Annotated in this window: 17 protein-coding genes and 4 tRNA genes; 15 read left to right on the top strand and 6 right to left on the bottom strand. The window is 58.1% G+C overall.

The window, feature by feature from the left end; translation table 11 throughout:
- Positions 1 to 4: 4 nt before the first annotated feature.
- The 13 genes from AC097P_RS18660 to AC097P_RS18600 all read left to right on the top strand — a co-directional run bounded on the left by AC097P_RS18660 (position 5) and on the right by AC097P_RS18600 (position 16,700).
- The gene (locus AC097P_RS18660) at positions 5 to 559 is read left to right on the top strand and encodes a flavodoxin family protein (protein ID WP_479611922.1); all 555 of its coding nucleotides are present in this window, start codon (positions 5 to 7) and stop codon (positions 557 to 559) included.
- A 551-nt stretch (positions 560 to 1,110) separates the two neighbouring features.
- The gene (gene dnaE, locus AC097P_RS18655) at positions 1,111 to 4,710 is read left to right on the top strand and encodes a DNA polymerase III subunit alpha (protein WP_479611921.1); all 3,600 of its coding nucleotides are present in this window, start codon (positions 1,111 to 1,113) and stop codon (positions 4,708 to 4,710) included.
- Between the two features lie 142 nt (positions 4,711 to 4,852).
- The gene (locus AC097P_RS18650) at positions 4,853 to 6,070 is read left to right on the top strand and encodes an efflux RND transporter periplasmic adaptor subunit (protein WP_479611920.1); all 1,218 of its coding nucleotides are present in this window, start codon (positions 4,853 to 4,855) and stop codon (positions 6,068 to 6,070) included.
- 7 nt (positions 6,071 to 6,077) lie between these two features.
- Entirely contained in the window at positions 6,078 to 9,227 is a 3,150-nt protein-coding gene (locus tag AC097P_RS18645) for an efflux RND transporter permease subunit (RefSeq protein ID WP_479611919.1), read from the top strand.
- A 162-nt stretch (positions 9,228 to 9,389) separates the two neighbouring features.
- A tRNA-Leu gene (locus tag AC097P_RS18640) sits at positions 9,390 to 9,476 on the top strand.
- 73 nt (positions 9,477 to 9,549) lie between these two features.
- The gene (gene tig, locus AC097P_RS18635; protein ID WP_479611918.1) at positions 9,550 to 10,860 is read left to right on the top strand and encodes a trigger factor; all 1,311 of its coding nucleotides are present in this window, start codon (positions 9,550 to 9,552) and stop codon (positions 10,858 to 10,860) included.
- 139 nt (positions 10,861 to 10,999) lie between these two features.
- Positions 11,000 to 11,629, top strand: coding sequence for an ATP-dependent Clp endopeptidase proteolytic subunit ClpP (gene clpP / locus AC097P_RS18630; protein ID WP_479611917.1), 630 nt, complete (start codon positions 11,000 to 11,002; stop codon positions 11,627 to 11,629).
- 96 nt (positions 11,630 to 11,725) lie between these two features.
- Positions 11,726 to 12,991, top strand: coding sequence for an ATP-dependent Clp protease ATP-binding subunit ClpX (gene clpX / locus AC097P_RS18625; protein WP_479611916.1), 1,266 nt, complete (start codon positions 11,726 to 11,728; stop codon positions 12,989 to 12,991).
- 144 nt (positions 12,992 to 13,135) lie between these two features.
- Complete coding sequence (gene lon / locus AC097P_RS18620) at positions 13,136 to 15,577, top strand: endopeptidase La (RefSeq protein WP_479611915.1); 2,442 nt, start codon at positions 13,136 to 13,138, stop codon at positions 15,575 to 15,577.
- Positions 15,578 to 15,663: 86 nt separating this feature from the next.
- A tRNA-Gly gene (locus tag AC097P_RS18615) sits at positions 15,664 to 15,739 on the top strand.
- Positions 15,740 to 15,819: 80 nt separating this feature from the next.
- Positions 15,820 to 15,893: transfer RNA gene (locus AC097P_RS18610), tRNA-Cys, on the top strand.
- A 71-nt stretch (positions 15,894 to 15,964) separates the two neighbouring features.
- Positions 15,965 to 16,057: transfer RNA gene (locus tag AC097P_RS18605), tRNA-Leu, on the top strand.
- A gap of 13 nt (positions 16,058 to 16,070) precedes the next feature.
- Complete coding sequence (locus AC097P_RS18600; protein ID WP_479611914.1) at positions 16,071 to 16,700, top strand: DUF6806 family protein; 630 nt, start codon at positions 16,071 to 16,073, stop codon at positions 16,698 to 16,700.
- Between the two features lie 122 nt (positions 16,701 to 16,822).
- Here the strand turns inward: AC097P_RS18600 and AC097P_RS18595 are convergent, their stop codons facing one another.
- The 3 genes from AC097P_RS18595 to AC097P_RS18585 are packed head-to-tail and all read right to left on the bottom strand — an operon-like array spanning position 16,823 to position 19,939.
- Complete coding sequence (locus AC097P_RS18595) at positions 16,823 to 18,064, bottom strand: acyl-CoA dehydrogenase family protein (RefSeq protein WP_479611913.1); 1,242 nt, start codon at positions 18,062 to 18,064, stop codon at positions 16,823 to 16,825.
- Between the two features lie 40 nt (positions 18,065 to 18,104).
- On the bottom strand, positions 18,105 to 19,190 hold the full coding sequence (locus tag AC097P_RS18590; RefSeq protein WP_479611912.1) for a phosphotransferase family protein: 1,086 nt from the start codon (positions 19,188 to 19,190) through the stop codon (positions 18,105 to 18,107).
- A gap of 29 nt (positions 19,191 to 19,219) precedes the next feature.
- Positions 19,220 to 19,939 (bottom strand): Crp/Fnr family transcriptional regulator, encoded by a 720-nt coding sequence (locus tag AC097P_RS18585; protein ID WP_479611911.1) that lies wholly within the window; start codon positions 19,937 to 19,939, stop codon positions 19,220 to 19,222.
- Between the two features lie 213 nt (positions 19,940 to 20,152).
- On the opposite strand from AC097P_RS18585, the gene AC097P_RS18580 reads away from it, so the two are divergent.
- Positions 20,153 to 22,138: a hypothetical protein gene (locus AC097P_RS18580; RefSeq protein ID WP_479611910.1), complete on the top strand. Its 1,986-nt coding sequence runs from the start codon at positions 20,153 to 20,155 to the stop codon at positions 22,136 to 22,138.
- Here the strand turns inward: AC097P_RS18580 and AC097P_RS18575 are convergent.
- Genes AC097P_RS18575 through lexA form a run of 3 tightly spaced genes read right to left on the bottom strand, consistent with a single transcriptional unit; the run spans position 22,107 to position 24,193 of the window.
- Positions 22,107 to 23,114, bottom strand: coding sequence for a D-2-hydroxyacid dehydrogenase family protein (locus AC097P_RS18575; protein ID WP_479611909.1), 1,008 nt, complete (start codon positions 23,112 to 23,114; stop codon positions 22,107 to 22,109). The two genes, AC097P_RS18580 and AC097P_RS18575, sit on opposite strands and share 32 nt — an antisense overlap.
- A gap of 52 nt (positions 23,115 to 23,166) precedes the next feature.
- Positions 23,167 to 23,496: a hypothetical protein gene (locus AC097P_RS18570; RefSeq protein WP_479611908.1), complete on the bottom strand. Its 330-nt coding sequence runs from the start codon at positions 23,494 to 23,496 to the stop codon at positions 23,167 to 23,169.
- Between the two features lie 22 nt (positions 23,497 to 23,518).
- Positions 23,519 to 24,193 (bottom strand): transcriptional repressor LexA, encoded by a 675-nt coding sequence (gene lexA, locus AC097P_RS18565; protein WP_479611907.1) that lies wholly within the window; start codon positions 24,191 to 24,193, stop codon positions 23,519 to 23,521.
- Between the two features lie 112 nt (positions 24,194 to 24,305).
- Between lexA and AC097P_RS18560 the strand changes: the two genes are divergently transcribed.
- Positions 24,306 to 25,283, top strand: coding sequence for an asparaginase (locus AC097P_RS18560; protein WP_479611906.1), 978 nt, complete (start codon positions 24,306 to 24,308; stop codon positions 25,281 to 25,283).
- Positions 25,284 to 25,292 lie beyond the last annotated feature (9 nt).

The following is a 25,292-nucleotide window of genomic DNA, read 5'->3' as shown; positions in this document are numbered from 1 at the left end:
TGAAATGGCCAAAGTAGTTGTGATTTTTCATTCGGGTTACGGGCACACCCAGCGCCTGGCGCAATCGGTGGCCCAGGGTGCCAATGCCGAGCTGATCGCCATTGATGCCGACGGCAACCTGCCAGCCGGCGCTTGGGAGGCCCTGGACGCAGCCGACGCCATCATTTTTGGGTCGCCCACCTACATGGGCAGCGTCAGCTGGCAGTTCAAAAAATTTGCTGACGCCAGCAGCAAGCCTTGGTACACCCAGAGTTGGAAGGACAAGATCTTTGGCGGCTTTACTGCCAGTGCTAATGTCAATGGTGACAAGCATTCCACGCTGCACTACTTCATGACTTTGGCCATGCAGCACGGTGGCATTTGGGCGGGCACGGGTTTGAACTACAACAACACCAAGGCGTCGCAGCGTAGCGATGTGAACTACCTGGCTTCCAGTGCGGGGCCTATGGCGCAGACGCCGGGGGATGCGAGTGGGGCGGAGATGAATGCGGGGGATTTGGAGACGGGGCGTTTGTTTGGTGCACGGATTGCTGCGTTGGCGGGGAAGGGCGCTGCTTAATCTCGTTTAGTGTTGGGGGAGCCATGGGCGTTTTGTAGCGTTCGGTAGCTTTGCTTTGCAGGGGGGCTTCCTCATTCAACCCCCTATCCCCCCCGCCCCTTTCCACCCTCGCCAGGGCGGAAAGGGGAGCCTAACAGCCATATTTGGCCTTGTTTTTGAAGGTGGGACGTACACGTGCCGCTTGACGTTGGCGTAGCTTGGCCCTGCTTGGCGCTACCTGTGCTACCCGGTGGTGCTACCCGGTGCACCCTGGAGGGTGAGTGAGCGGCACTCTGTTTTCGATAGCGGGCTGCCCTTATTCCGCGGGGGCTACGCCATATTCATCAAGTGTGTCTGTTCCAGCAGGCCTGTGCACGCGCACTCCCCCTCGTTTAGAAACGCGGCCAAATATGGCTGTTAGGCTCCCCTTTCCGCCCTGGCGAGGGTGGAAAGGGGGGGGGGGAAAGGGGGTGGAGTGAGGAAGCACCGCCATAAAGCAATCCTAAAGCAAGCGCAAACAAACCGGTACCGCCAACACGGCCGTCGAGCCGGGGAAAACCTACAATCATTGGATGTTTGTACACCTGCGCCTGCACACCGAATTTTCCGTCGTCGATGGAACCAACCGCATCGATGACGTGGTAGCCGCGGCGGTGGCGGATGGCCAGCCTGCCTTGGCCATCACCGACCTCAGCAATCTCTTTGGTGCCATCAAGTTTTATAAGCAGGCGCGCGCCAAGGGCACCAAACCCATCATTGGTGTCGAGATATTTCTGGAAGGCCTGGGAGGCGACGCCACAGCGCTGTCGCGCATGGTGCTGCTGGTGCAAAACAAGCAGGGGTATTTGAACCTGTCCGAGTTGCTGGCGCGTGGCTACACGAAAAACATTGTCAAGAACCAGGCCGTCATCAAGCTGGCGTGGTTGCAGGAGTTGAACGAGGGCCTGATCGCGCTGTCGGGTGCGCAGGCCGGGCCCGTGGGCCAGGCCTTGGTACAGGGCGACGAGGCCCGTGCGCGCGAAGTGGCGCTGCAGCTGGGCGGTGTGTTTCCGCATCGTTTCTACCTGGAGTTGCAACGCGCGGGCCGCACCGACGACGAGGCCCATGTCATCGCCACCGTGCAGTTGGCCGCACGCATCAGCCTGCCGGTGGTGGCTACGCACCCGGTGCAGTTCACCACGGCGGACGACTTTGAGGCCCACGAGGCCCGCGTCTGCATTGCCGATGGCGAAATCCTGGGCAATGCCAAGCGCGTGCGCAAGTACACGCGTGAGCAGTACTTCAAGTCTGCCGCGCAGATGCAGGCGCTGTTTGCCGACATACCGTCCGCCGTGGCCAACACACTGGAGATCGCCAAGCGCTGCAGTTTGACGCTGGTCCTAGGTAAGAACTATTTACCCGAGTTCCCAACGCCGCTGGTCAACGGCCAACGCATGACGCCGGAAGAATATTTCCGCTACGCATCGTACGAGGGCTTGAAGGACCGCATGGCGCACCTGTACCCGGATGCCGCTGAGCGCGAGCAGCAGATGCCGCTGTATGTGGAGCGGCTGGAGTTTGAGCTGAACACGATTCTGAAGATGGGTTTCCCCGGATACTTTTTGATCGTGGGCGACTTCATCAACTGGGCCAAGAACAACGGCTGCCCGGTGGGGCCGGGCCGCGGCTCCGGTGCTGGTTCGTTGGTGGCCTATGCGTTGAAGATCACCGATCTGGACCCTATTCGGTACAAGCTGCTGTTCGAACGTTTCTTGAACCCGGAGCGGGTGTCCATGCCCGACTTCGACATCGACTTCTGCCAGACCAACCGCAACCTGGTCATCGACTACGTCAAGGCCAAATACGGCAAGGACGCCGTGAGCCAGATCGCCACCTTTGGCACGATGGCCGCGCGCGGCGTGATCCGCGATGTGGGCCGCGTGCTGGACATGAGCTACACCTTTTGCGATGGCATCAGCAAGCTCATCCCCAACAAGCCGGGCACCAACGTCACGTTGCAACTGCCGCCCACCGATGGCAAGAAGAACGACAAGTACGTTTATGCGTCAGAAGCCGAGCCGATATTGGCCGAGCGCGAAGCCAAAGAAGAAGACGTCCGCACGCTGCTGGAGATGGCCCGCAAGCTGGAAGGCATGACGCGCAATATCGGCATGCACGCCGGTGGCGTGTTGATTGCACCCGGCAAGTTGACCGACTTCTGCCCGCTGTACCAGCAGCCCGGAAGTGAATCGGCGGTCAGCCAGTACGACAAGGACGACGTGGAAGCTATTGGCCTCGTCAAGTTCGACTTCTTGGGCCTGGCCACACTGACGATCCTGGAGATTGCGCGCGAGTTCATCATGCAGCGCCATGCAGGCCAGGAGAAGTTTGCCTACGAGAACCTGCCGCTGGATGACGCCAAGGTCTACAAGCTGTTCTCCGACGGCAAGACCGAGGCCGTGTTCCAGTTTGAAAGTACCGGCATGCAGCGCATGCTGAAGGACGCCAAGCCGTCGCGTCTGGAAGACCTGATCGCGCTGAATGCGCTGTACCGCCCCGGCCCGATGGACCTGATTCCCAGCTTCGTGGCGCGCAAGCACGGGCGTGAAGAGGTGGAGTACCCGCACCCTGCGGTGGCCGAGATGCTGAGTGAGACCTACGGCATCATGGTCTACCAAGAGCAGGTGATGCAGACCGCGCAGATTCTGGGCGGTTATTCGCTGGGCGGCGCCGATTTGCTGCGCCGGGCCATGGGCAAGAAGAAGGCCGAGGAAATGGCCGAGCACCGCGAGAAATTCCGCGCCGGTGCACTGGCCACGCACGGCATTCCGCAGGAAAAAGCCGACGAGATTTTCGACTTGATGGAAAAGTTTGCGGGCTACGGCTTCAACAAGTCGCACGCTGCCGCTTACTCACTGCTGGCCTACCACACGGGCTGGATCAAGGTGCACTACACGGCCGAGTTCTTCTGCGCCAATATGACGGTGGAAATGGACGACACCGACAAACTGAAGGTGTTGTTTGAAGACGCCGAGAAGATGGGCTTGTCCTTTGAGCCACCGAACATCAACCGGGGCCGCCACCGCTTCGAGCCGATATCGAACAAGGAAATCCGGTACGGCCTGGGCGCCATCAAGGGCACCGGCCAGCAGGCGATTGAAGCCATCGTCGCGGCGCGTGAAGGCAAGGGCCCAACCGCAGAGGCCGGCCCCTTCACCAGCCTGTTTGACTTTGCCCGCCGTGTCGACCGCACCCGGCTGAACAAGCGCTGCGTGGATGCGCTGATCAAGGCCGGTGCCTTTGATACCCTGCAGCTGAACCGCGCCTCTTTGTCCGCATCCATCGACCGGGCCTTTGACTTTGCCGCGGCCAGTGCGGCCAATGCCAACCAGCACGGCCTGTTCGACATGGGCGGTGAAGACGACCACGGCTCCAGCACCCAAGAGCCCGAGCTGGTGGACATGATGCCCTGGGGCATCAAGGAGCGGCTGACGTACGAGAAGACGGCGGTGGGCTTCTACTTGTCCGGCCATCTGTTTGACGAGGTGACGCTGGAGGTGCGCCGCTTTGCCAAGCGCCCGATCGAAGAGTTGATCGACACCCGCGAGCCGCAATTGCTGGCCGGCATCGTCACCGATTTCCGCGTCATCAACGGCCAGCGCGGCAAGCTGGCGCTGTTCAAGCTGGATGACAAGTCCGCGATGATCGACGCGCGCGCCGAGGAAGACCTGATCAACGCCAACAAGCACCTGTTCAAGGACGACGAGCTCATCATCGTCATGGGCAAGGTGCGGGATGACCGCTTTTCCGGCGGCAAGCAGCTCACCATCACACAGGTGTGGGACCTGGAGCAGGCGCGGTGCCGGTTTGGCAAATATTTGCGGGTGGCGGTGAATGCGGCGGGCCATGCATCGGGGCTGGATGTGGCCCGCCTGGTGCGCGAGTTTCCGGCCAAGCGCGAGCAGACCGAGCAAGGCGAACTGGTGCGCGGTTTGGCGGTGCGCCTGGCTGTGCAGCGCGTCATTGACGGCGCCGAGCAGGGCGCAGCAGATGCGGCGGGCGATGCGATGTGCAATGGCGCCACGGCTGAGCTGCAACTGGGTGAGAACGCGCGGTTTTACCCCAGTGACGCAGCTTTGGCTGGCTGGCGGGCCCAGGCCAACCAGGGCAAAGCTGTGATTGCCTACGACTGACGCCCATTTTGGGTGGGGAACGGCATTGGGCCGTGTTGGGGCGGGCAAAGTGGTTGACAGGAATTCTCAGTTAGATTAAATTACTAACCATCCGGTCATTAAACGAGATTTTGCTGTCTTTAACCTTCTAAACGGTCCCGCCATGCCTTTCAAACTCCTACCCACCGCGGTGACGCTTGTTGCTGCCACACTTTTCTTGAGCGCTTGCTCCAAACCGGCGCCCCCTGTAGCGCCGATTCGCTCGGTCAAAGTGGTGACGGTCGGCATCGACAACATGCACTCTGGCGCAGAGTTCGCGGGTGAGGTGCGGGCGCGCGTCGAATCCAGGCTGGGCTTCCGTGTCGCTGGAAAGATGGTGCGCCGCCAGGCAGAGTTGGGCCAACGGGTCAAGGCGGGTGACGTGCTTGCGCAGTTGGACCCTCAGGACTACCAGTTGGCCGCCCAAGCCGGGCAGGCCCAAGTGGTTGCTGCAGTGACGAACCGCGACCTTGCAGCCGCCGACTACAAGCGCTTCAAGGAATTGCGGGACCAGAATTTCATCAGCGGTGCCGAGCTTGAGCGCCGCGATGCCACGCTGAAGGCCGCCCAAGCGCAACTGGACCAGGCCAAGGCCCAGTCCAAGGGGCAGGGCAACCAAGCCGCTTATACGACCCTGGTGGCCGATACATCCGGCGTGATCACGGCGGTCGAGGCGGAGCCAGGCCAAGTAGTGGCAGCCGGCACGCCGGTGTTGCGTATAGCGCAGGACGGACCACGCGATGTGGTGTTTGCGGTTCCAGAAGACAAAGTGGCCATGATCAAGGTCGGCTCGGGTGTAGAAGTCCGAGCCTGGGCTGGCAAGACGGCTTTCAAGGGTTTGGTGCGCGAAGTGGCAGCCAGTGCCGACCCCATCACCCGTACTTTCACTGTCAAGGTTGGACTGGAAGCCCTGGCTCCCAAGGACGCGCTTGCGTTGGGGACTACGGTGTCCATCATTCCCCAGGCCTTTGACCGCAGCGATGTGCAGGTCATCAAGCTTCCAACCAGTGCCCTGCGCCAGGAAGGTAAGACGTCTGCCGTGTGGGTACTGGACACAAACACAATGACCGTCAAGTTGCAGCCCATCCAGATTGCGACAGCGGATGGCAATGAGGTGGTTATCGCCGCCGGTCTGCAGCCTGGCATGCAGGTGGTGTCGGCCGGGGTACACGTGTTGTCCCCTGGTGAGAAGGTGACCTTGTATAAGGAAAAAGTGGCTGCGGCCCCCTTGGTTGTTGCGTCGGGCACTATGGGTTCTATAGCACCCGTTGCCAGTGCAGCACCGGCAGCACCCGTGGCATCTGCCGTAGCCGCGCAGGCTACCGCTTCGTCTGCGAAGTGAGCCAGCCATGAACCAAGAACAACCCAAGCCAGGTTTCAACCTGTCCAAATGGGCGCTGGACCATTCCGCGCTGACCCGTTATCTGATCGTCGTGCTCATGGTGTTGGGCGTGGCGGCTTTTTTCCAGTTGGGGCAGGATGAGGATCCGCCGTTCACCTTTCGCATCATGGTGGTGCGCACCTTCTGGCAGGGCGCTACAGCCCAGCAGATGGCAGAGCAGGTCACGGACAAGATCGAGCGCACGCTGCAGGAAGTACCCAATGCGGACAAGATTCGCAGCTTCTCCAAACCCGGAGAGTCCACTATTTTGTTCCAGGTCAAGGACTCGACCCACGCAACCGATGTAGCCAATATCTGGTACACAGTGCGCAAGAAAATCGGCGACATTCGCCAGTCCTTGCCATTGGGCGTGCAAGGCCCGTTTTTCAACGACGAATTTGGTGACGTGTACGGCGTGATCTACGCGCTGGAGGCCGACGGCTTTTCTGACGCGGAGGTCAAGACTTTTGCCGATGAAGTTCGGCAGAAGCTGCTGCGGGTGACCGATGTCAATAAAGTGGAACTGTTTGGTGTGCAGGACGAAAAACTGTACATCGAGATTTCACAAAAACGGCTCTCCCAGCTCGGGCTGGACTTCAACCAGGTGCTGGCCCAACTGGGTCAGCAAAATGCGGTCGAGGCCGCCGGCACGGTGCAAACTCCACTGGATGTCGTGCAGGTGCGCGTGGGTGGGCAATTTGAGGCGGTTGAACAGCTTCGCAACATGCCGATCCGGGGCAGTTCAGGGAACCAATTGCGTTTGGGCGACATTGCGGACATCAAACGCGGTTATGTCGATCCTCCCACCGTCAAAGTCCGCCACCAGGGCAAGCAAGTCATTGCACTGGGCGTATCCATGTCCAAGGGTGGCGACATCATTGCTTTGGGCAAAGCGCTCAAGATAGCGACTGACGGTATTGACCAGACCCTGCCTGCTGGTATTCGCATGGTTAATGTGCAGAACCAACCCAAGGCCGTGGCCCGATCGGTCAACGAGTTTGTGGGGGTGTTGATCGAAGCGATTGTGATTGTGCTGGCGGTCAGCTTTATCAGTCTTGGCCTGCACAAGCGCAGCGGGACCAACGCCTGGTTCAAACGCTACTACGTGGACATGCGTCCGGGCCTGGTCGTGGGTATCACCATTCCGCTGGTGCTGGCGGTGACCTTCATCGGCATGCTGTACTGGGGCATTGGGCTGCACAAGATTTCATTGGGATCACTGATCATTTCACTGGGGCTGTTGGTGGATGACGCCATCATTGCGGTGGAGATGATGGTGCGCAAGATGGAAGAGGGTTACGACAAGGTGCGTGCGGCCACCTTCGCCTATGAAATCACGGCCATGCCCATGCTGACGGGCACCTTGATTACCGCAGTAGGCTTTCTGCCCATCGGCATTGCGAAATCGTCGACCGGGGAATACACCTTTGCGATTTTTGGTGTTACTGTTTTGGCTCTGGTGCTGAGCTGGATTGTGTCTGTGTACTTTGTGCCTTACCTGGGCACGCTGATACTCAAGGTCAAGCCCCACGCCGCGGATGGCCAGCCCCACGAGTTGTTTGATACCCCGTTCTACAACACCTTTCGTAAGACCGTGAACTGGTGTGTGCAGTACCGGTGGGCCACGATTGGCCTGATGTTGATGACATTTGCGCTAGGTATTGTCGGCATGGGTGTTGTGCAGCAGCAATTCTTTCCGGATTCCAGCCGCCCTGAAATTTTGGTGGACATTTGGTACCCCGAAGGCACGTCCATGGCAGCCAACGAACTGACGACCAAGCGGGTCGAGGCGCGGCTGATGGAGGAACCGGGCGTGGAAAGTGTCAGTACCTGGGTCGGGTCAGGTGTGCCGCGTTTCTATTTGCCAATGGACAACGCGTTCCCGCAAAGCAATGTGTCGCAATTCATCGTCATCCCGAAAGATCTGAAGCTGCGCGAATCGATCCGTATCAAGCTTCCGACCGTGATGGCGCAGGAGTTTCCCGAGGTGCGGGCGCGGATCAAGCTGCTGCCAAATGGCCCACCCGTGGCCTATCCGGTGCAGTTCCGTGTCGTCGGGGGTGAACCTGCCGTGCTCCGTGAGCGTGCCGACGAGGTGACGGTGGTCATGCGCGCCAGCAGCAACACGCGCGGCGTCAATGACAACTGGAACGAATTTATCAAGGTACTGCGTTTGGAAGTAGACCAGACCAAGGCTCGGGCCCTGGGCGTCTCCAGCCAGTCCATCGCACAGGCTTCCAAGACGTTGCTGGCAGGGTCTACCGTGGGGCAATACCGTGAGGGGGATAAGCTTATAGACATCGTGTTGCGGCAACCGCTGGATGAGCGCAATGCGATTACAGATATTGCCAATGCCTATTTACCTACAGCCAGTGGCAAATCCATTCCGCTGACGCAAATTGCCAAGCCAACCTTTGTGTGGGAGCCGGGGGTGATGTGGCGCCAAAACCGTGAGTACTCGATCACGGTGCAGAGCGATATCGTGGAAGGCCTGCAAGGCGCCACGGTGACTAACGAACTGCTGCCCAAACTGCGCGCGCTGGAGGCGACCTGGAAAACCAAGGGGCTGGGTGCGTACCGTATTGAAGTGGCGGGGGCGGTTGAGGAAAGCAGCAAGGGATCGTCGTCGATTGCGGCAGGCATTCCGATCATGCTCTTCATCACTTTTACCTTGCTGATGTTGCAGTTGCACAGCTTCAGCCGCGCCATGTTGGTGTTTCTGACAGGCCCCTTGGGTATCGCGGGTATCGCGGGTGCGTTGCTGCTGTCTGGTAAACCATTCGGTTTCGTTGCCTTGCTGGGAGTGATTGCGTTGATGGGCATGATCCAGCGCAACTCGGTGATTCTGATCGATCAAATTGAGCAGGACAGGGCTGCAGGCGTTCCGGCTTGGGATGCCATTGTGGAGTCAGCGGTGCGTCGTTTGCGCCCCATCGTGCTGACAGCCGCAGCCGCGGTGCTGGCTATGATTCCACTGTCGCGCTCCGTTTTCTGGGGCCCCATGGCGGTCGCCATCATGGGCGGCCTGATCGTCGCTACTGTGCTGACATTGTTGGCGCTGCCGGCAATGTATGCAGCCTGGTTCCGCGTGAAACGCGAAACACCGGTTGTCGCCTGAGTAGACGAGGCTGGGACTAGCCGTAAGCCGGAGTGCCCGCCTCAGGGTAAATAGGGAGGGGCCGGTTGCAGGTTAAAATACTGGGTTCACCGATTTCAAATGGGTGGTCACGGTCCAGCAAACGGTGTTTGCCGGGTGCCTTGACGGCCCATTTTGTTTTTTGCGCGGGTGGCGAAATTGGTAGACGCACCAGGTTTAGGTCCTGACGCTGGCAACAGTGTGGGGGTTCGAGTCCCCCCCCGCGCACCACTTATGGGTAGGGCAGTCCGCAGTCGCATCGCGACGCGTTCTGTCTGCAAATCTTTCGTTTAGGAGACTGACAATGGCCGTTACTGTAGAAACTCTGGACAAGCTGGAGCGAAAAATCACCCTGACACTGCCAGTCGGTGCGATCCAGACCGAAGTCGATTCGCGTTTGCGCAAGCTGGCGCGTACCGTGAAGATGGACGGGTTTCGTCCCGGTAAGGTTCCCATGAACGTGGTGGCCCAGCGCTATGGCTACTCGGTTCACTACGAAGTGATGAACGACAAGGTGGGCCAGGCTTTTGCTACCGCTGCCAATGAAGCCGAATTGCGTGTTGCCGGTCAGCCCCGCATCACCGAGAGCCAGAGTTCCCCGGACGGCCTGATGGCATTTGACGCGGTCTTCGAGGTGTTCCCCGAAGTCAAGATCGGTGACCTGGCGACAGCCGAAGTGGAAAAAATCAGCGCAGATGTGACCGACGCGGCCATCGACAAGACCGTCGAAATTCTGCGCAAGCAGCGCCGGACTTTTGCGCTGCGCGCCAAGGACGCTCCCGCACAAGACACTGACCGTGTTGTCGTGGACTTTGAGGGCAAGATTGACGGCGAACCCTTCGCTGGCGGTAAGGCAGAAGACTACCAGTTCATCGTTGGCGACGGCCAGATGCTGAAGGAATTTGAAGAAGCCGTGCGCGGTATGAAGCTGGGCGAAAGCAAGACTTTCCCCTTAGCCTTCCCCACCGACTACCACGGCCAGGACGTGGCGGGCAAGACGGCTGACTTTCTGGTCACCGTGAAGAAGATTGAAGCCGCCAACCTGCCCGACGTCGACGGTGCACTGGCGAAGTCGCTTGGCATTGCCGACGCTACCGTTGAAGGCCTGCGCGGAGATATCCGCAAGAACCTGGAGCGTGAAGTCAAGTACCGCCTGCTGTCCCGCAACAAGCAGGTGGCCATGGACGCGCTGCTGACCAAGGCCGAGCTTGATTTGCCCAAGTCCAGCGTGCAAGCTGAGCTGGACCGCATGATCGAAAGCGCCCGTGCCGACCTGAAGCAACGTGGTATCAAGGATGCGGACAAGACGCCAATTCCTGATGACATCTTCCGTCCCCAGGCAGAGCGCCGTGTACGTCTGGGCCTGGTCGTTGCCGAGTTGGTGCGTGCCAATAGTTTGCATGCCAAGCCTGAGCAGATCAAAGCGCATATCGACGAGCTGGCTGCCAGCTACGAAAAACCGGCCGACGTAGTGCGCTGGTACTACGGCGACAACCGCCGCATGGCCGAAGTCGAAGGCATCGTCATCGAAAATAATGTGACGGAGTACATTCTCGCCAAGGCGAAAGTCAGCGAAAAAGCCATCACGTTTGACGAGTTGATGGGCCAGAACTAAGTGCCGATTCGCTGAGAATCAGCGAACGAATCGGTCACGCGATGGGGCTTGGGCAGGGCTTGCAGTCCTGCAGACAAGCCCCATTTGCGTTATAGGGTTACGATATTCGGTACAGTCAATACAGTTCTTTGGAGACACTATGAACGTTAATTACGGACAGGCGAGCAGTATGGAAACACAAGGCCTGGGCATGGTTCCCATGGTTATTGAGCAGTCGGGCCGTGGAGAGCGCTCGTACGATATTTATTCGCGTTTGCTCAAGGAGCGCGTTATCTTCCTGGTGGGCCCCGTCAATGACCAGACCGCGAATCTCGTGGTTGCCCAGTTGTTGTTCCTGGAAAGTGAAAACCCTGACAAGGATATTTCTTTCTACATCAACTCCCCTGGTGGTTCGGTCAGTGCTGGCATGGCAATCTTCGATACGATGAATTTCATCAAGCCCGAAGTCTCGACGCTGTGCGTCGGTATGGCTGCGAGCATGGGTGCCTTCCTGTTGGCCGCAGGCGCCAAGGGCAAGCGCTTTTCCCTGCCCAATTCCAAGGTTATGATCCATCAGCCTTCGGGCGGCAGCCAGGGCCAGGCGACCGAGATTGAAATTGCAGCCCGTGAAATTTTGAAGACGCGCGAACAGCTGAACAAGGTGTTAGCCGAACGCACCGGTCAACCGCTGGAGCGCATCGCGCGTGATACAGAGCGTGACTACTATATGACGGCGGAAGAATCCAAGGAATACGGTCTGATTGACCAGGTGATTGCCAAACGCGCCTGAACGAGCAACCCTCTTCCCGGCGGTGCTCCGCAGTGAAGCGGGCACCGTTTTTTATTTGAGTATCATTCGGGCATTAACCGAAAAGGCGAGCGTCACATGGCCGAGAAAAAAGGCTCTTCCAGCGAAAAAACCCTGTATTGCTCTTTTTGCGGTAAAAGCCAGCACGAAGTCAAGAAACTCATCGCTGGCCCGTCCGTCTTTGTGTGCGACGAATGCATAGAGCTGTGCAACGAAATCATCCGTGATGAGTTGCCTACCACCACCGAAGGTAAGGACTCCAAGAGCGAGTTGCCTACACCGTCTGAAATCAAGGCGAATCTGGACAATTACGTGATTGGACAGGAGCCTGCCAAGCGAACGCTGGCGGTCGCCGTTTACAACCACTACAAACGCCTGCGCCACAAGGAAAAAGCCAAGAAAGACGAAGTGGAACTGGCCAAGAGCAACATTCTGTTGATTGGTCCGACAGGTTCCGGAAAAACCTTGCTGGCCCAAACTCTTGCGCGTATGCTGGATGTGCCATTTGTTATGGCGGACGCGACCACGCTGACCGAAGCCGGTTACGTCGGTGAAGACGTCGAAAACATCGTGCTGAAGCTGTTGCAGAGCTGCAATTACGAAGTCGAGCGCGCGCAACGCGGCATTGTTTATATCGACGAGATCGACAAAATCTCCCGTAAGTCAGACAACCCGTCCATCACACGAGACGTTTCGGGTGAGGGTGTACAGCAGGCTCTGCTGAAGCTGATCGAAGGCACTATGGCCAGCGTTCCCCCACAGGGTGGCCGCAAGCATCCCAACCAAGACTTCGTACAGATCGACACAACCAATATTTTGTTCATTTGCGGCGGCGCCTTTGCGGGCCTGGAGAAGGTTATTGAAAACCGTACGCAGTCTTCGGGCATGGGGTTTGGTGCGACCGTCAAGAGCAAGCAGCAACGCAGCCTGACTGACATGTTCAAGGAGGTAGAACCGGAGGACCTGATTAAGTTTGGTCTGATCCCTGAATTGGTCGGGCGTATGCCGGTGGTTGCGGCCTTGGCCGAACTGACCGAAGACGCGCTGGTGCAAATCCTGACCGAGCCCAAGAACGCGTTGGTCAAACAGTACACCAAGTTGTTGGCTATGGAAGGCGCTGAATTGGAGATACGACCTTCGGCCTTGAAAGCTATCGCGCGCAAGGCGCTGGCGCGTAAGACGGGTGCCCGGGGACTGCGGTCCATTTTGGAACAGTCCTTGATTGACACCATGTACGAGTTACCTAACGCTAGCAATGTTGAAAAAGTGGTCGTCGATGAGTCGACGATCGACGAGAACAAGCCGCCGCTGCTGGTGTATCGCGAGATTGCAAAGAAAGCCTGATTCTGATCCAGCGCAATGGCCTGAGATGACGGGCTTTTGTGCTGGAGTAATAGCGTATTTGTACGCAGACTGCTTTGATAATGGCAGATCGCTTGAAATTCAGGTTTCGTAGTCCATATTCAACAGGTAACAAAAAGGTCCCACATGTCTGGCCACACTCCACTGCCTGCTACCCCCATTGATTTGCCCCTGTTGCCATTGCGCGATGTGGTTGTTTTTCCCCACATGGTGATCCCGCTGTTTGTCGGGCGCCCCAAGAGTATCAAAGCGCTTGAAGCCGCGATGGAAACGGACCGTCGCATCATGCTGGTCGCTCAACGCACTGCTGCAAAGGATGATCCGTTAGTGTCCGACATGTTTGATGTCGGCTGCGTATCGACGATTCTGCAAATGCTGAAGTTGCCCGACGGCACGGTCAAGGTGTTGGTCGAGGGTCACCAGCGTGCGTCGGTCAATAAAATCGAAGAAGGCGAGACATTTTTCTCTGCCAACATCACGCCCATTGCCGTCTTGCCTGAATTCCCAGAAAAGGGTCGTGGCAAAGCCAGCGAAGTGGAGGCATTGCGCCGCGCCGTGATGCAGCAGTTTGACCAATACGTCAAACTCAACAAGAAGATTCCACCCGAGATTTTGACTTCCATCTCCAGCATCGACGATGCCGGTCGCTTGGCGGACACCATCGCGGCGCACCTACCACTCAAGCTTGATAGCAAGCAGGCCGTGCTGGGTCTGGCCAGTGTCAAGGAACGTTTGGAAAATCTGTTCGAACAGATTGAGCGCGAAGTTGACATCCTGAACGTTGACAAGAAAATTCGCGGGCGTGTCAAACGCCAAATGGAGAAAAACCAGCGCGATTTCTATTTGAACGAGCAGGTTAAGGCGATCCAGAAGGAGTTGGGTGAAGGGGAAGAGGGCGCCGACATCGAAGAGATCGAGAAAAAGATCAAGGCCGCCAAGATGCCTAAGGATGCGCTGAAAAAAGTCGAAGGCGAGTTGAAGAAACTCAAACTGATGTCACCGATGTCAGCCGAAGCCACTGTGGTGCGCAACTACATCGATGTGCTCGTCGGATTGCCCTGGACTGCGAAGACCAAGATCAAGCACAACCTGGCCAATGCAGAGGCTGTGCTGAACGAAGACCACTATGGTCTGGACAAGGTTAAGGACCGCATCCTGGAATACCTCGCGGTGCAGCAACGTGTGGACAAGCTGAAGGCACCCATATTGTGCCTGGTAGGCCCCCCCGGCGTCGGCAAGACATCGTTAGGCCAATCAATCGCCAAGGCGACCGGCCGCAAGTACGTCCGCATGGCCCTCGGCGGCATGCGTGACGAGGCAGAGATCCGCGGCCACCGCCGCACCTATATCGGGGCTATGCCTGGCAAGGTCCTGCAGAGCCTGTCCAAGGTCGGCACGCGCAATCCCTTGTTCCTGTTGGACGAGATTGATAAGCTGGGCACGGACTTCCGCGGCGACCCCAGCAGTGCGTTGCTGGAGGTGTTGGATCCTGAGCAGAACCACAAATTTGGTGACCACTATGTAGAGGTTGATTACGACCTGAGCGATGTGATGTTTGTCGCCACTTCCAATTCCATGAACATTCCGCCGGCCCTGTTGGACCGCATGGAAGTCATTCGGTTGTCGGGTTACACGGAAGACGAAAAGACGAACATAGCGATCACCTATCTGCTACCCAAACAGATGAAGAACAACGGTGTCAAGGACACCGAGTTGTCCATTACCGAAGATGCAGTGCGAGATATTGTTCGTTATTACACCCGCGAGGCCGGGGTGCGTTCGCTGGAACGCGAGTTGTCCAAAGTCTGTCGCAAGGTGGTAAAGGGGCTGCTGCTGAAGAAGATCAAGCCGCAGGTCGTCGTTACAGTCGACAACCTCAACGACTACCTGGGCGTGCGCAAGTACACCTATGGCCGTGCCGAGCAACAGAACCAGATCGGCCAAGTGGTCGGTCTTGCATGGACCGAAGTCGGTGGCGATTTGCTGACCATCGAAGCGGCCCTGACTCCTGGGAAAGGCGTCATCACCCGCACAGGTTCTTTGGGCGATGTCATGAAAGAGTCGGTTGAGGCTGCGCGTACCGTCGTACGCAGCCGCGCACGTCGTTTAGGTATCAAGGATGAAATCTTTGAGAAGAAAGACATTCACATCCACGTGCCCGATGGTGCGACACCGAAGGATGGTCCTAGCGCGGGCGCTGCGATGACAACCGCTTTCGTCTCCGCGTTGACAGGTATTCCGGTGCGTGGTGATGTGGCGATGACAGGCGAGATCACTCTTCGCGGTGAAGTCACCGAAATCGGGGGACTCAAGGAGAAGTTGTTGGCTGCACTACGCGGCGGTATCAAGACCGTGCTGATTCCTGAGGCCAACGCCAAGGATTTGCAGGACATTCCGGCCAATGTAAAAAATGGGTTGGAGATCATTCCCGTACGTTGGATTGACAAGGTGCTTGATCTGGCGCTGGAGTCCAAGCCTGTTGCGTTGCCGGATGAAGAGGTTGCACCAGCGGCGGCCGTCGTGGCAAGCGTACCCGTGTCGGGTTTGCAGGGATCGGTCAAGCACTGATGGGTGGCATGGTTTTAAAAACTATTGGTTTTTTCGCCGGTTTTCGGAAAGTTAGAAAAGTCACGCTATAATACGAGGCTTGAAACGCGGGAATAGCTCAGTTGGTAGAGCGATACCTTGCCAAGGTATAGGTCGAGAGTTCGAACCTCTTTTCCCGCTCCACATTCCAAGAAAAGGGAAGCAAAATGCTTCCCTTTTTCATTAGTTGATGGAGCTATACAGTTCTGCTGACAGGATGAAAGGGCGCGGTAGCAAAGCGGTTATGCCCCGGATTGCAAATCCGGTTAGTCCGGTTCGACTCCGGACCGCGCCTCCAAGTATTTTGGCAACACTTGCCCCGTCAACATTCGCTGCCGGGGCATTTTTGTTCCACAATAGACCGAATATGCCCGAGTGGTGAAATAGGTAGACACATCGGACTTAAAATCCGCCGCTTCGTGAATAACGGGCGTACCGGTTCGATTCCGGTCTCGGGCACCATACACTTCAGCCTATGCCACGCTATAACGCTCCCTTTGAAATCCATGTCCATGGACAGGTTGCCCTGCGCACCGATGTCGAGTTTGAGCAATTGCAAGATGCGCTCAAGCCGCTCTGGAAATACGCAGGAGCACGGTCACTTTCCGACGGGGCTAACAGTTCCTACGAAGATGAGCCTGGTATCAAGTTCGATGCGCAGGACCATGTGCTGCAGATGTGCTGGACCGTAGCCGGGGATCACGATTTCCGCCAAACGCTGGACGAGTTGTGCATGAATTTGAATGAAGTGGCAGATGCCGGAGCGGCTATCGAGGTGACTTTTTACGACGCTGACTTCGATGAAGAAGACAGCCAGCCCGGCGCTGAATCGCGCGATGACTTTTTGATGCTTTTCGTCGGCCCCAATCCGGCTGCCATCATGCAGGTACAACGTGATTTACTGGTCCAGGATGTCATCAGTCTGATGGAGCGCCATTTTGATGGTGCAGAACTGAGCGGGGTTGTCGGAGAGGTTGACAAGCTCTTCACACAGCGTTTTGATGCCTTAGTCAGTTCTCTGGCTTTGGGCAAGCCTCCCACTGGTTCTGGTGGCAACCATGGTGGTGGCCATGGTGGTGGCCGCAAGCCCCGGCACCTCCACTGACACGCCGAATGGCCTCGGGCCACTTCTGGCGTACCGGGTTCGTCATCGAGGACCGAGGGCCTCGAAGCACCCCAGCCCAGCCTGTGCGCGGCTGAGGCGCGGTTCACTTGAGCGCGGGTTGCTTACGCCTTCACAGCGTATTTGCCCAACTCCGCTTTGGCGATGGCGTTGCGGTGTACCTCATCAGGGCCGTCCGCAAAGCGCAGCGTGCGCGCATTGGTGTAGCTGTATGCCAGAGGGAAGTCGTCGCACATGCCGGCGCCACCGTGCACCTGCATTGCCCAGTCGATCACGTCGCATGCCATGGTGGGCGCGACAACTTTAATCATCGCGATCTCGTTCTTGGCAAACTTGTTGCCGGCGATATCCATCATCCAGGCAGCCTTCAGCGTCAACAGGCGTGCCATGTCGATCTTGCAACGTGCTTCGGCAATGCGCTCTTGTGTCACGGTTTGGGCTGCGATGGGCTTGCCAAAGGCTACGCGAGATGAAGCCCGTTTGCACATCAGTTCCAGCGCGCGCTCGGCAAGGCCGATCAGGCGCATACAGTGGTGGATACGCCCGGGGCCAAGGCGACCCTGGGCGATTTCGAAGCCGCGGCCTTCGCCCAGCAAGATGTTGCTGACCGGTATGCGAACGTTCTCAAACAGCACTTCCATGTGGCCATGGGGCGCATCGTCGTAACCGAACACGTTCAGCGGGCGCACTACGGTAATTCCCTTGGTGTCGGCAGGCACCAAGACCATGCTTTGCTGCGAATGGCGGGGCGCCTCGGGATCAGTCTTGCCCATTGTGATGTAGACCGAGCATCGGGGGTCGCCTGCACCGGATGTCCACCACTTGCGGCCGTTGATCACGTATTCATCGCCCTGGCGTTCGATGCGGGTTTCAATATTGGTTGCGTCGCTGGACGCGACGTCGGGTTCCGTCATCGCAAAGGCAGAGCGGATTTGGCCTTCCAGCAAGGGCTTGAGCCAACGTGCCTTGTTTTCTTCGGACCCGTAGCGAGCAATAGTTTCCATATTGCCGGTATCGGGTGCGGAGCAATTGAAGACCTCGCTGGACCACATGACACGACCCATGATCTCGGCCAGTGGCGCGTATTCCTGGTTGGTCAGACCGGCGCCGTGGTAGCCGGATGCTTGTGCGCTATCCACCGGCAAAAACAGGTTCCACAGGCCAGCGGCCCGGGCCTTGGGTTTGAGTTTTTCGATGGTTTGCAGCGGCGTCCAACGTTTGCCAGCCGCCGTGTTGGCGGTGATCTCGGCGTGGTAAGCCGCTTCGGAAGGATAGATGTGCTCGTCCATGAACCGCAGCACGCGTTCCTGCAGATCTTTTGTTTTGGGGGAATAGTCAAAGTCCATGGTGTCTCCGTTGGTGTTTCGAAAAGAATTGGTAGGCGGCTTAGGCTGCGCGGGCAAATTTCCAAGCCATTTGCGCCAGCGGTCTCGCGCCAGCCGCCGAGCTCACTGCTTGGGCGCTGGACGCAGTACCCGCCTCAACGCGCTTGGCAATGCCTTGCAAAATGGCAGCGATACGGAACATGTTGTAGGCCATGTAGAAGTTCCAATCTGCCTTTAGTTGCTCTGGCTTGGCCAAGCCTGTGCGCTCGCAGTAGCGGCGTATGTATTCTGCTTCGCTGGGTATGCCCAAGGCTTCAAAATCCAGTCCGGCGATACCACGGAATGAGCCGGGCGGAATGTGCCAAGCCATGCAGTGGTAGCTGAAGTCGGCTAACGGATGGCCCAGTGTCGACAACTCCCAATCCAGTACCGCCACCACTCGCGGATGCTCCGCATCGAACATCAGGTTGTCCAAGCGGTAGTCGCCGTGGACGATGCTGACCATATTGCCGTCGCGGGCCATGGCTGGAATGTTCTTGGGTAACCACTCCATCAACTGGTCCATTTCGGGGATGGGCTGGGTGATGGATGCGGTGTACTGTTTGCTCCAGCGACCGATTTGACGCTCGAAGTAGTTGCCCGGCTTGCCGTAGCCCGCGAGTCCTCGCGAGGCAAAATCGACTTTGTGCAAGGCTGAAATCACCCGGTTCATCTCGTCATAAATCGCAGAGCGCTGGCCGCGGTCCATGTCTGGCAACGATTGGTCCCACAGCACGCGCCCTTGCATGAACTCCATGACATAAAAGGCGCGACCAATGACCGATTCATCTTCGCACAGGCAATGCATGTGTGGTACCGGCACCTCTGTGTCCTGCAATCCGTGCATGACGGCAAATTCGCGTTCAACAGCGTGCGCGGATGGCAGCAACCTGGCAACGGGGCCGGGCTTTGCCCGCATCACATAGCTTTTGCCTGGGGTGATGAGTTTGTAGGTCGGGTTGGACTGCCCACCCTTGAACATCTCCACGCTCAGAGGTCCGCTATAACCCGCGAGATTTTTTTCCAGCCAAGTGCTCAGCGTAGGGATGTCAAAAGCATGCTGTTCGCTGACAGGCCGGGTGCCCAGAAAATGGTCAAATTCACTCATGGGTGTTCGTCAGTAGGGTTGTACAGAATTCAGTTGTCGGCATCGATGATGTGCATCAGCGCTGCGCGGTCGCGTACTACCAGCCCACCCTGCTCTATGCGGATGGCACCGTCGCGTTCCATGGACTTCAGTTCCTGGTTGACCCGCTGGCGCGATGCGCCCAGCAACTGCGCCAGTTCTTCCTGTGCCAACTGTAGGCCGATGCGCACCTCGCTGGCATCGCTGAGTGACGGGATGCCGTAGCTGCGAACCAGGTGCAACAGCTGTTTGGCCAGCCGTGCGCGCAAAGGCAATGTGTTGAGGTCTTCCACCAGACCGTAGAGTTGCCGAATGCGGCGCGCATGCAGCCGCAACAGGGCTTCGTACAACTCCACATGGAGAGCCAGTATTTTCTTGAAATCGGCCTTGGCCACACACAAAATCGTGGTGTCTGCGTGCGCGTAGGCATCGTGTGTGCGTCGGTCGCCGTCGAAGATGGCGACATCCCCAAACCAGATGCCCGGCTCCACATAGGCCAGCGTGATCTGTTTGCCCGAGATGGACGTTGAACTCACCCGAACAGCCCCACGCGCGCACGCAATCCACTCCTCCGGCGGCTCGCCGCGGGCTGCAATCAGGTCGCCGTCCTTGAAACGTTTGACGTAAGCGCATCGAAGAATGTCGTGTTTGAGTGATGGGGACAGCGTGGAAAACCAGCGACCGCCATTGATCGCTGAGCGTTCGTCGATAGTAAGGATGGGTTCGTCCATAGCTTGTCTTTTGGGTGACTGCATGTGTCGAAAATGACGACCCATTGTCACCTGAGGGGCAGCATCCTGTCTCAGGGTTTGTCACGTGCGTGTCTGGGCTGCTCTTTATGACGGCGTGACGGGGCACAAGCGAACGAGGTCGCGGGTTTTATTTCCCTTATGCGAAAATTCGCTCTATAGATGAAACTCCATAGAAAATTTAAATTTGCTCTATTGGGAGTTGCAACTCTTTGCGTTGCGATCGATGGCTCGGCTTTGACCTTGGGGCGTGCCAAGGGGGCCGTCTTTCTGGGGCAAGTTCTCAAACTGACTGTACCGGTTCATGTCGAGTCGGGGGAGGGCGCGTCCGCGCTGTGTTTTGAGACGGACGTGTTCTATGGGGACAACCGGCAGGATGCCAGCCGGGTCGGTGTGGGCAGCGAATCTCTGCCCCAGACACAGACGATCAATGTGACGGTCTCGGCCGCCAGTGTGGTCGACGAACCGGTCGTCACCGTCTATGTGCGGGCCGGATGTGACGGCAAAACCAGCCGGCGCTATGTTCTGCTGGCTGAATTGGCGCCAGAAGCTGCACCGCAAGCGAACCTCTCGCGCGTGCAGTTGGCATCTCAGCCGGTAGCTGCTGCAGCTACCGCCCGGCCCCTCGCCCCCGCCGATAAGGACTCAACCGCGGTGGAGCGGCCGCCAAGAAAGTCCAAGCCCGTTGCTGCCAGTCCAACTGCCAAGCCCGATCAGGCAGTCGCGGCGACCAAATCCGCATTCCTTGCCGCCAAAAGGCCTAGTCGCCGTTCACGCCTGGAGCTGGACCCATGGGGCCAGAGCCAGGAACGCGAACCCGCACTAAAGCTGAGCAGTGAACTGGCAATTGAGGCGGGGGAAGATTTGCAAAAGAGGGCGCGCACTGCCGCACTCTGGCGCTCACTGAACACCACGCCGCAGGATGTGCAAAACGCCGATAACAGCACACGTGAGCTGGAAACAGGCCTCGAAGGCTTGCGCGACACAACGGTCAAAAATCGCCAAATACTGGAAGATATCACCCAGCGGCTAGGCAGGGCGGAGGCCGAGCGCTATACCAATCCTGTAGTCTATGCGCTGCTGATGGTGTTGTTGCTGTGCGGTGTAGGGCTCGTTTATGCTTGGCTGCGCGTGCGCAAGCGTGGGCTGGACAGCGGACCGTGGTGGCGCGATGAGGCAGGCGCGTCCGACGAGGCAGACAGCGTGGACCGTGCAGACATGGACCAAGGCGTAACGCGAGGGCGAAGCCGGGACGATAACGACCCGCAGCTGCAAACCCAAGCGAAGGTCTCGCGTCCCATCGCGCAAGAGCCACCCGTCGGAAAGCTGGCTCCCCGCGTCACAGAGGTGGATGTCGACTTGCAGTTAGATGCTCCGACGGAGCCGAAGCCAGGCAGGGTGTCATCCGATGCACGCGCCAGCAGTGGAAATGCGGCTTCCAGTAAGTCCCCCGCCAAGGTAGTCAGACAAGCTGACTTTGCCAACAGCATGTCCGCAACGTTGCGCTCCGTGAACACCAAGGAGATGCTGGACGTTCGCCAACAGGCAGAATTCTTCCTGACACTCGGCCAACACGACGAAGCCATCGCACTGCTCAGCGAGAGCATGGCAAGTGATGTGGATGCTGCCGATCCCCTGGTCTATCTCGATTTATTGAAAATACTCCATACGCTGGGGCGCAAGATGGAGTACGACCGCTACCGCAACAGCTTCAACACCCTGTTCAACGGATATGTGCCGATCTACACGGATTTCAACCAACCCGGAAGCGGTTTGGAGGCTTACCCCCACGTCTGCAAGCGCATCGTTGCACTTTGGCCCACCGAAGAGGCCGTGGCTTACATCGAAAGCTGTCTGGTGCGCTCGGACAATGGCACCAGCAATTCCCAGCTTTTTGATCTGGGCGCGTTGCGCGACCTGTTGATGCTGCATGGCGTGGCCAAAAGAATTGCGTCCGCGTCGTTTGACTCGGGGTTCATGCCTTTCAGCATTGCAAAAGCAACCCATGTTGAGGCATCCTTGTCTGACGCCACACAACCGGTTTCTTCGACTGGTGACAACCAAGCCGACACTGCTGTCGACCTTGACATAACTGAGCCACCTGGCAATCTGATCGAATTTGACAGCGCAGATCTGCTGCCCCCCTCGTCTAGCGCCTCACCTGCAAAGCGCCGGGGTTGACGATATTGGTCGGCGTGCCCTTGATGAAATTGGTCACGTTGTCAAAAGCAGCACCAAACAGCTTCTCGTAGTTGTTTTGCTCTACATAGCCAATGTGTGGCGTGCAAATGCAGTTTTCCAAACGCAATAGCGCATGGCCTTGCAATACCGGCTCGCTGTCGAAAACGTCGACTGCCGCCATGCCGGGGCGCCCCCGGTTCAGCGCACTGATCAGCGTGTGGGTGTCCAGAAGTTCAGCACGTGCCGTGTTGACCAGCAGTGCTGTCGGCTTCATGCGTGCCAGATCGGCATGGTCGACCAGATTGCGCGTACTGTCGCTCAGTCGCAGGTGCAAGCTCAAAACGTCGCAATGTTCAAAAAATGCCTCGCGGCTGGGCGAGGCGCCATAGCCGTCCTGAAGAGCCTTTTCGCGTGATGCTTCGCTGCCCCAGACCACGACCTTCATGCCAAATGCCCGACCGTAGCCGGCGACCAGTTGACCAATCTTTCCGTAGCCCCAGATGCCCAAAACTTTGCCCTGAAGCTCACTACCGATGCCAAAATTTGTCGGCATGGAGCCTGCCTTCAGGCCGGACTGTTGCCAAGCGCCATGTTTGAGGTTGCCGATGTAGTGGGGAAGCCTGCGCATGGCTGCCATGATGAGTGCCCAAGTCAGCTCTGCCGGTGCAACGCCAGAACCCAGGCCCTCCGCCACTGCGATGCCACGCTCGGTACAAGCCTGCACATCCAAGTGACCGCTGACGCGACCGGTCTGGGAGATCATCTTGAGCTTGGGCAGCTTCTCGATGAGCTGGCGGTTGATATGGGTGCGTTCGCGGATCAGAACGATTACATCGGCGTCTTTGAGCCGGACCGACAGTTGTCCGATGCCCTTGACCGTATTGGTGTACACCTTGGCTTGGTAAGCCTCTAGCTTTGCCGCACATTCCAGCTTGCGAACGGCATCTTGGTAGTCATCCAGAATCACAATATTCATGGATGCAATTGTGCCCTGTCAAAGCGCCCGCAGCGCGTACCAAGGTATCAACTTATGACAAGGCAGCCTCGCGCGCAGCCAGGCGGTCCAGTTCGGCACACACGTCAGCCATGCGGCCGGATATCACCATGCGGCCTACGCTGGCACGGGATTGTCCACTTTCGACGACACGAACCACACGCAGTGGCATACGCACTACGTTATTTTGAGCTGTAGCCCTCGCCAACGGGTCATTTGCAGCTATGGATTTAGGAGCGTAGCTCCGAACTTCCCGCTTGGGAAGTGGTACACCCACAACCGGAATCCGGCTGGCGGACCACCAGCGCATCAGGCTCTGCAGTGGTCCAAAGAAATCGGAATTGGCAAATAAAGCGGTGTTCATGGATGGTTGCTTTCGTGCGGAATTACATGAGCATGGTGTTGCGGATCAAACCGACCGCAAGACCTTCGATTTCAAAAGGCTCACCGGGCTCCACCACAATGGTTTGGTAGTCCGGGTTTTCAGGATGCAGTTCGATCAGGTGTTTGTTGCGCCTAAAGCGCTTCACCGTGACCTCGTCACCCAGGCGTGCCACAACGATTTGGCCATTCTTGGCATCCTTGGTGGCCTGTACGGCTAGCAGGTCGCCGTCCATGATGCCGGCGTCACGCATGGACATGCCGCGCACTTTCAGCAGGTAATCGGGTTGGCGCTGGAACAGGCTGTTTTCCACGTAGTAGGTTTGGTCCACATGTTCCTGGGCGAGAATGGGCGAACCAGCTGCAACCCGGCCCACTAGTGGCAAGGCCAATTGGGCCAGGCCGGGCAGTGGCAGGGAAAACTGCTTGAGACGGGATTCGTTAATGGAGCGCAGGGTGTCGCTTTTGAGCCGGATGCCGCGGGATGTGCCGCTGACCAGTTCGATCACACCCTTGCGGGCCAGCGCTTGCAGATGCTCTTCCGCCGCATTGGCAGATTTGAAGCCGAGTTCAGTGGCGATTTCGGCACGTGTGGGCGGGGCACCAGTGCGTGCGATGGCGCTTTGGATCAGATCGAAGATCTGTTGCTGCCGTGCGGTAAGTTTAGGACTTTCAAGCATGCTGACTCCTTGGTTCTGGGCCGGGTAGCTGTTGGTCTATACACACTGTTTCGGTATCCAGTAGCTGTATTTTTAACCAGTTTTATTTTGTTTGCAAGTGGAAAGCGCAAATATGTTGAAAAAGATGGTGTTTTTGGGTACTGGGGGCACGATCGCTGGGACCGCGGCGCAGGCCAGCGACAACGTGGGCTACACCGCAGCGCAGGTCGGGGTTGACCATTTGTTGCAGGCCATACCCGGCCTGCGGCAGGGCCTGGGTGACTATGATTTCTTGTCCGAGCAAGTGGTCCAGGTGGATAGCAAGGACATGGGTTGGCCCCAGTGGCGCGCGGTGGCCGAACGCGTTGCGCACCACCTGGCGCAGCCGGAGGTTCACGCTGTAGTCATTACGCACGGCACGGATACCCTGGAGGAAACGGCATTCTTTTTGTCAAGCGTCTTGCCGCGTGCCGCACTGGCGGACAAACCCGTGGTGCTGACCTGCGCCATGCGGCCGGCCTCGTCGCTGGCGCCTGATGGCCCGCAGAATGTGCTCGATGCCGTTGCGGTCGCACGGTCGACGCTTGCCCATGGAGTGCTGGTGGCGTGCGCGGGTACCGTCCACGCGGCGCGCGATGTTCAGAAAGTGCACCCTTACCGCCTCAACGCTTTCGATTCAGGCGATGCGGGCCCGCTGGCCTTTGTGGAGGAGGGACGGGTGCGGTGGGTGCATGCCTGTCCGGTGGGCACGGTGTTGGCGCAGGACTTCCCGTTGGCGGCCCTGTCCAACGCAGCTTGGCCGCGCGTCGAAATCGTCCCCAGCTACGCCGGCGCGACCGGGGCTACGGTACGCGCACTCTGTGCTGCGCCGTCCGATTCTGCGCAGCCCGTGCGGGGCATTGTTGTTGCGGGCACCGGCAACGGCACCATCCATGCGGATCTGGACGCTGCCTTGCGGGAGGCACAGCTGCGCGGTGTTCGGGTTGTGCGGTCTACGCGCTGTGCATATGGCGCCGTGGTGGTGGGCTCCGAACAGGGGGATCTGCCGGATTCACAAGGCCTGTCACCGCTGAAGGCGCGCATTGCACTGATGCTGGAACTGATGGCGTAAAAAAGGCCG

This window comes from Rhodoferax sp. ZS1R8 (assembly GCF_056521325.1).
The sequence above is the reverse complement of the archived record's forward strand: the minus strand, read 5'-3'. Positions and strand labels throughout refer to the sequence as shown.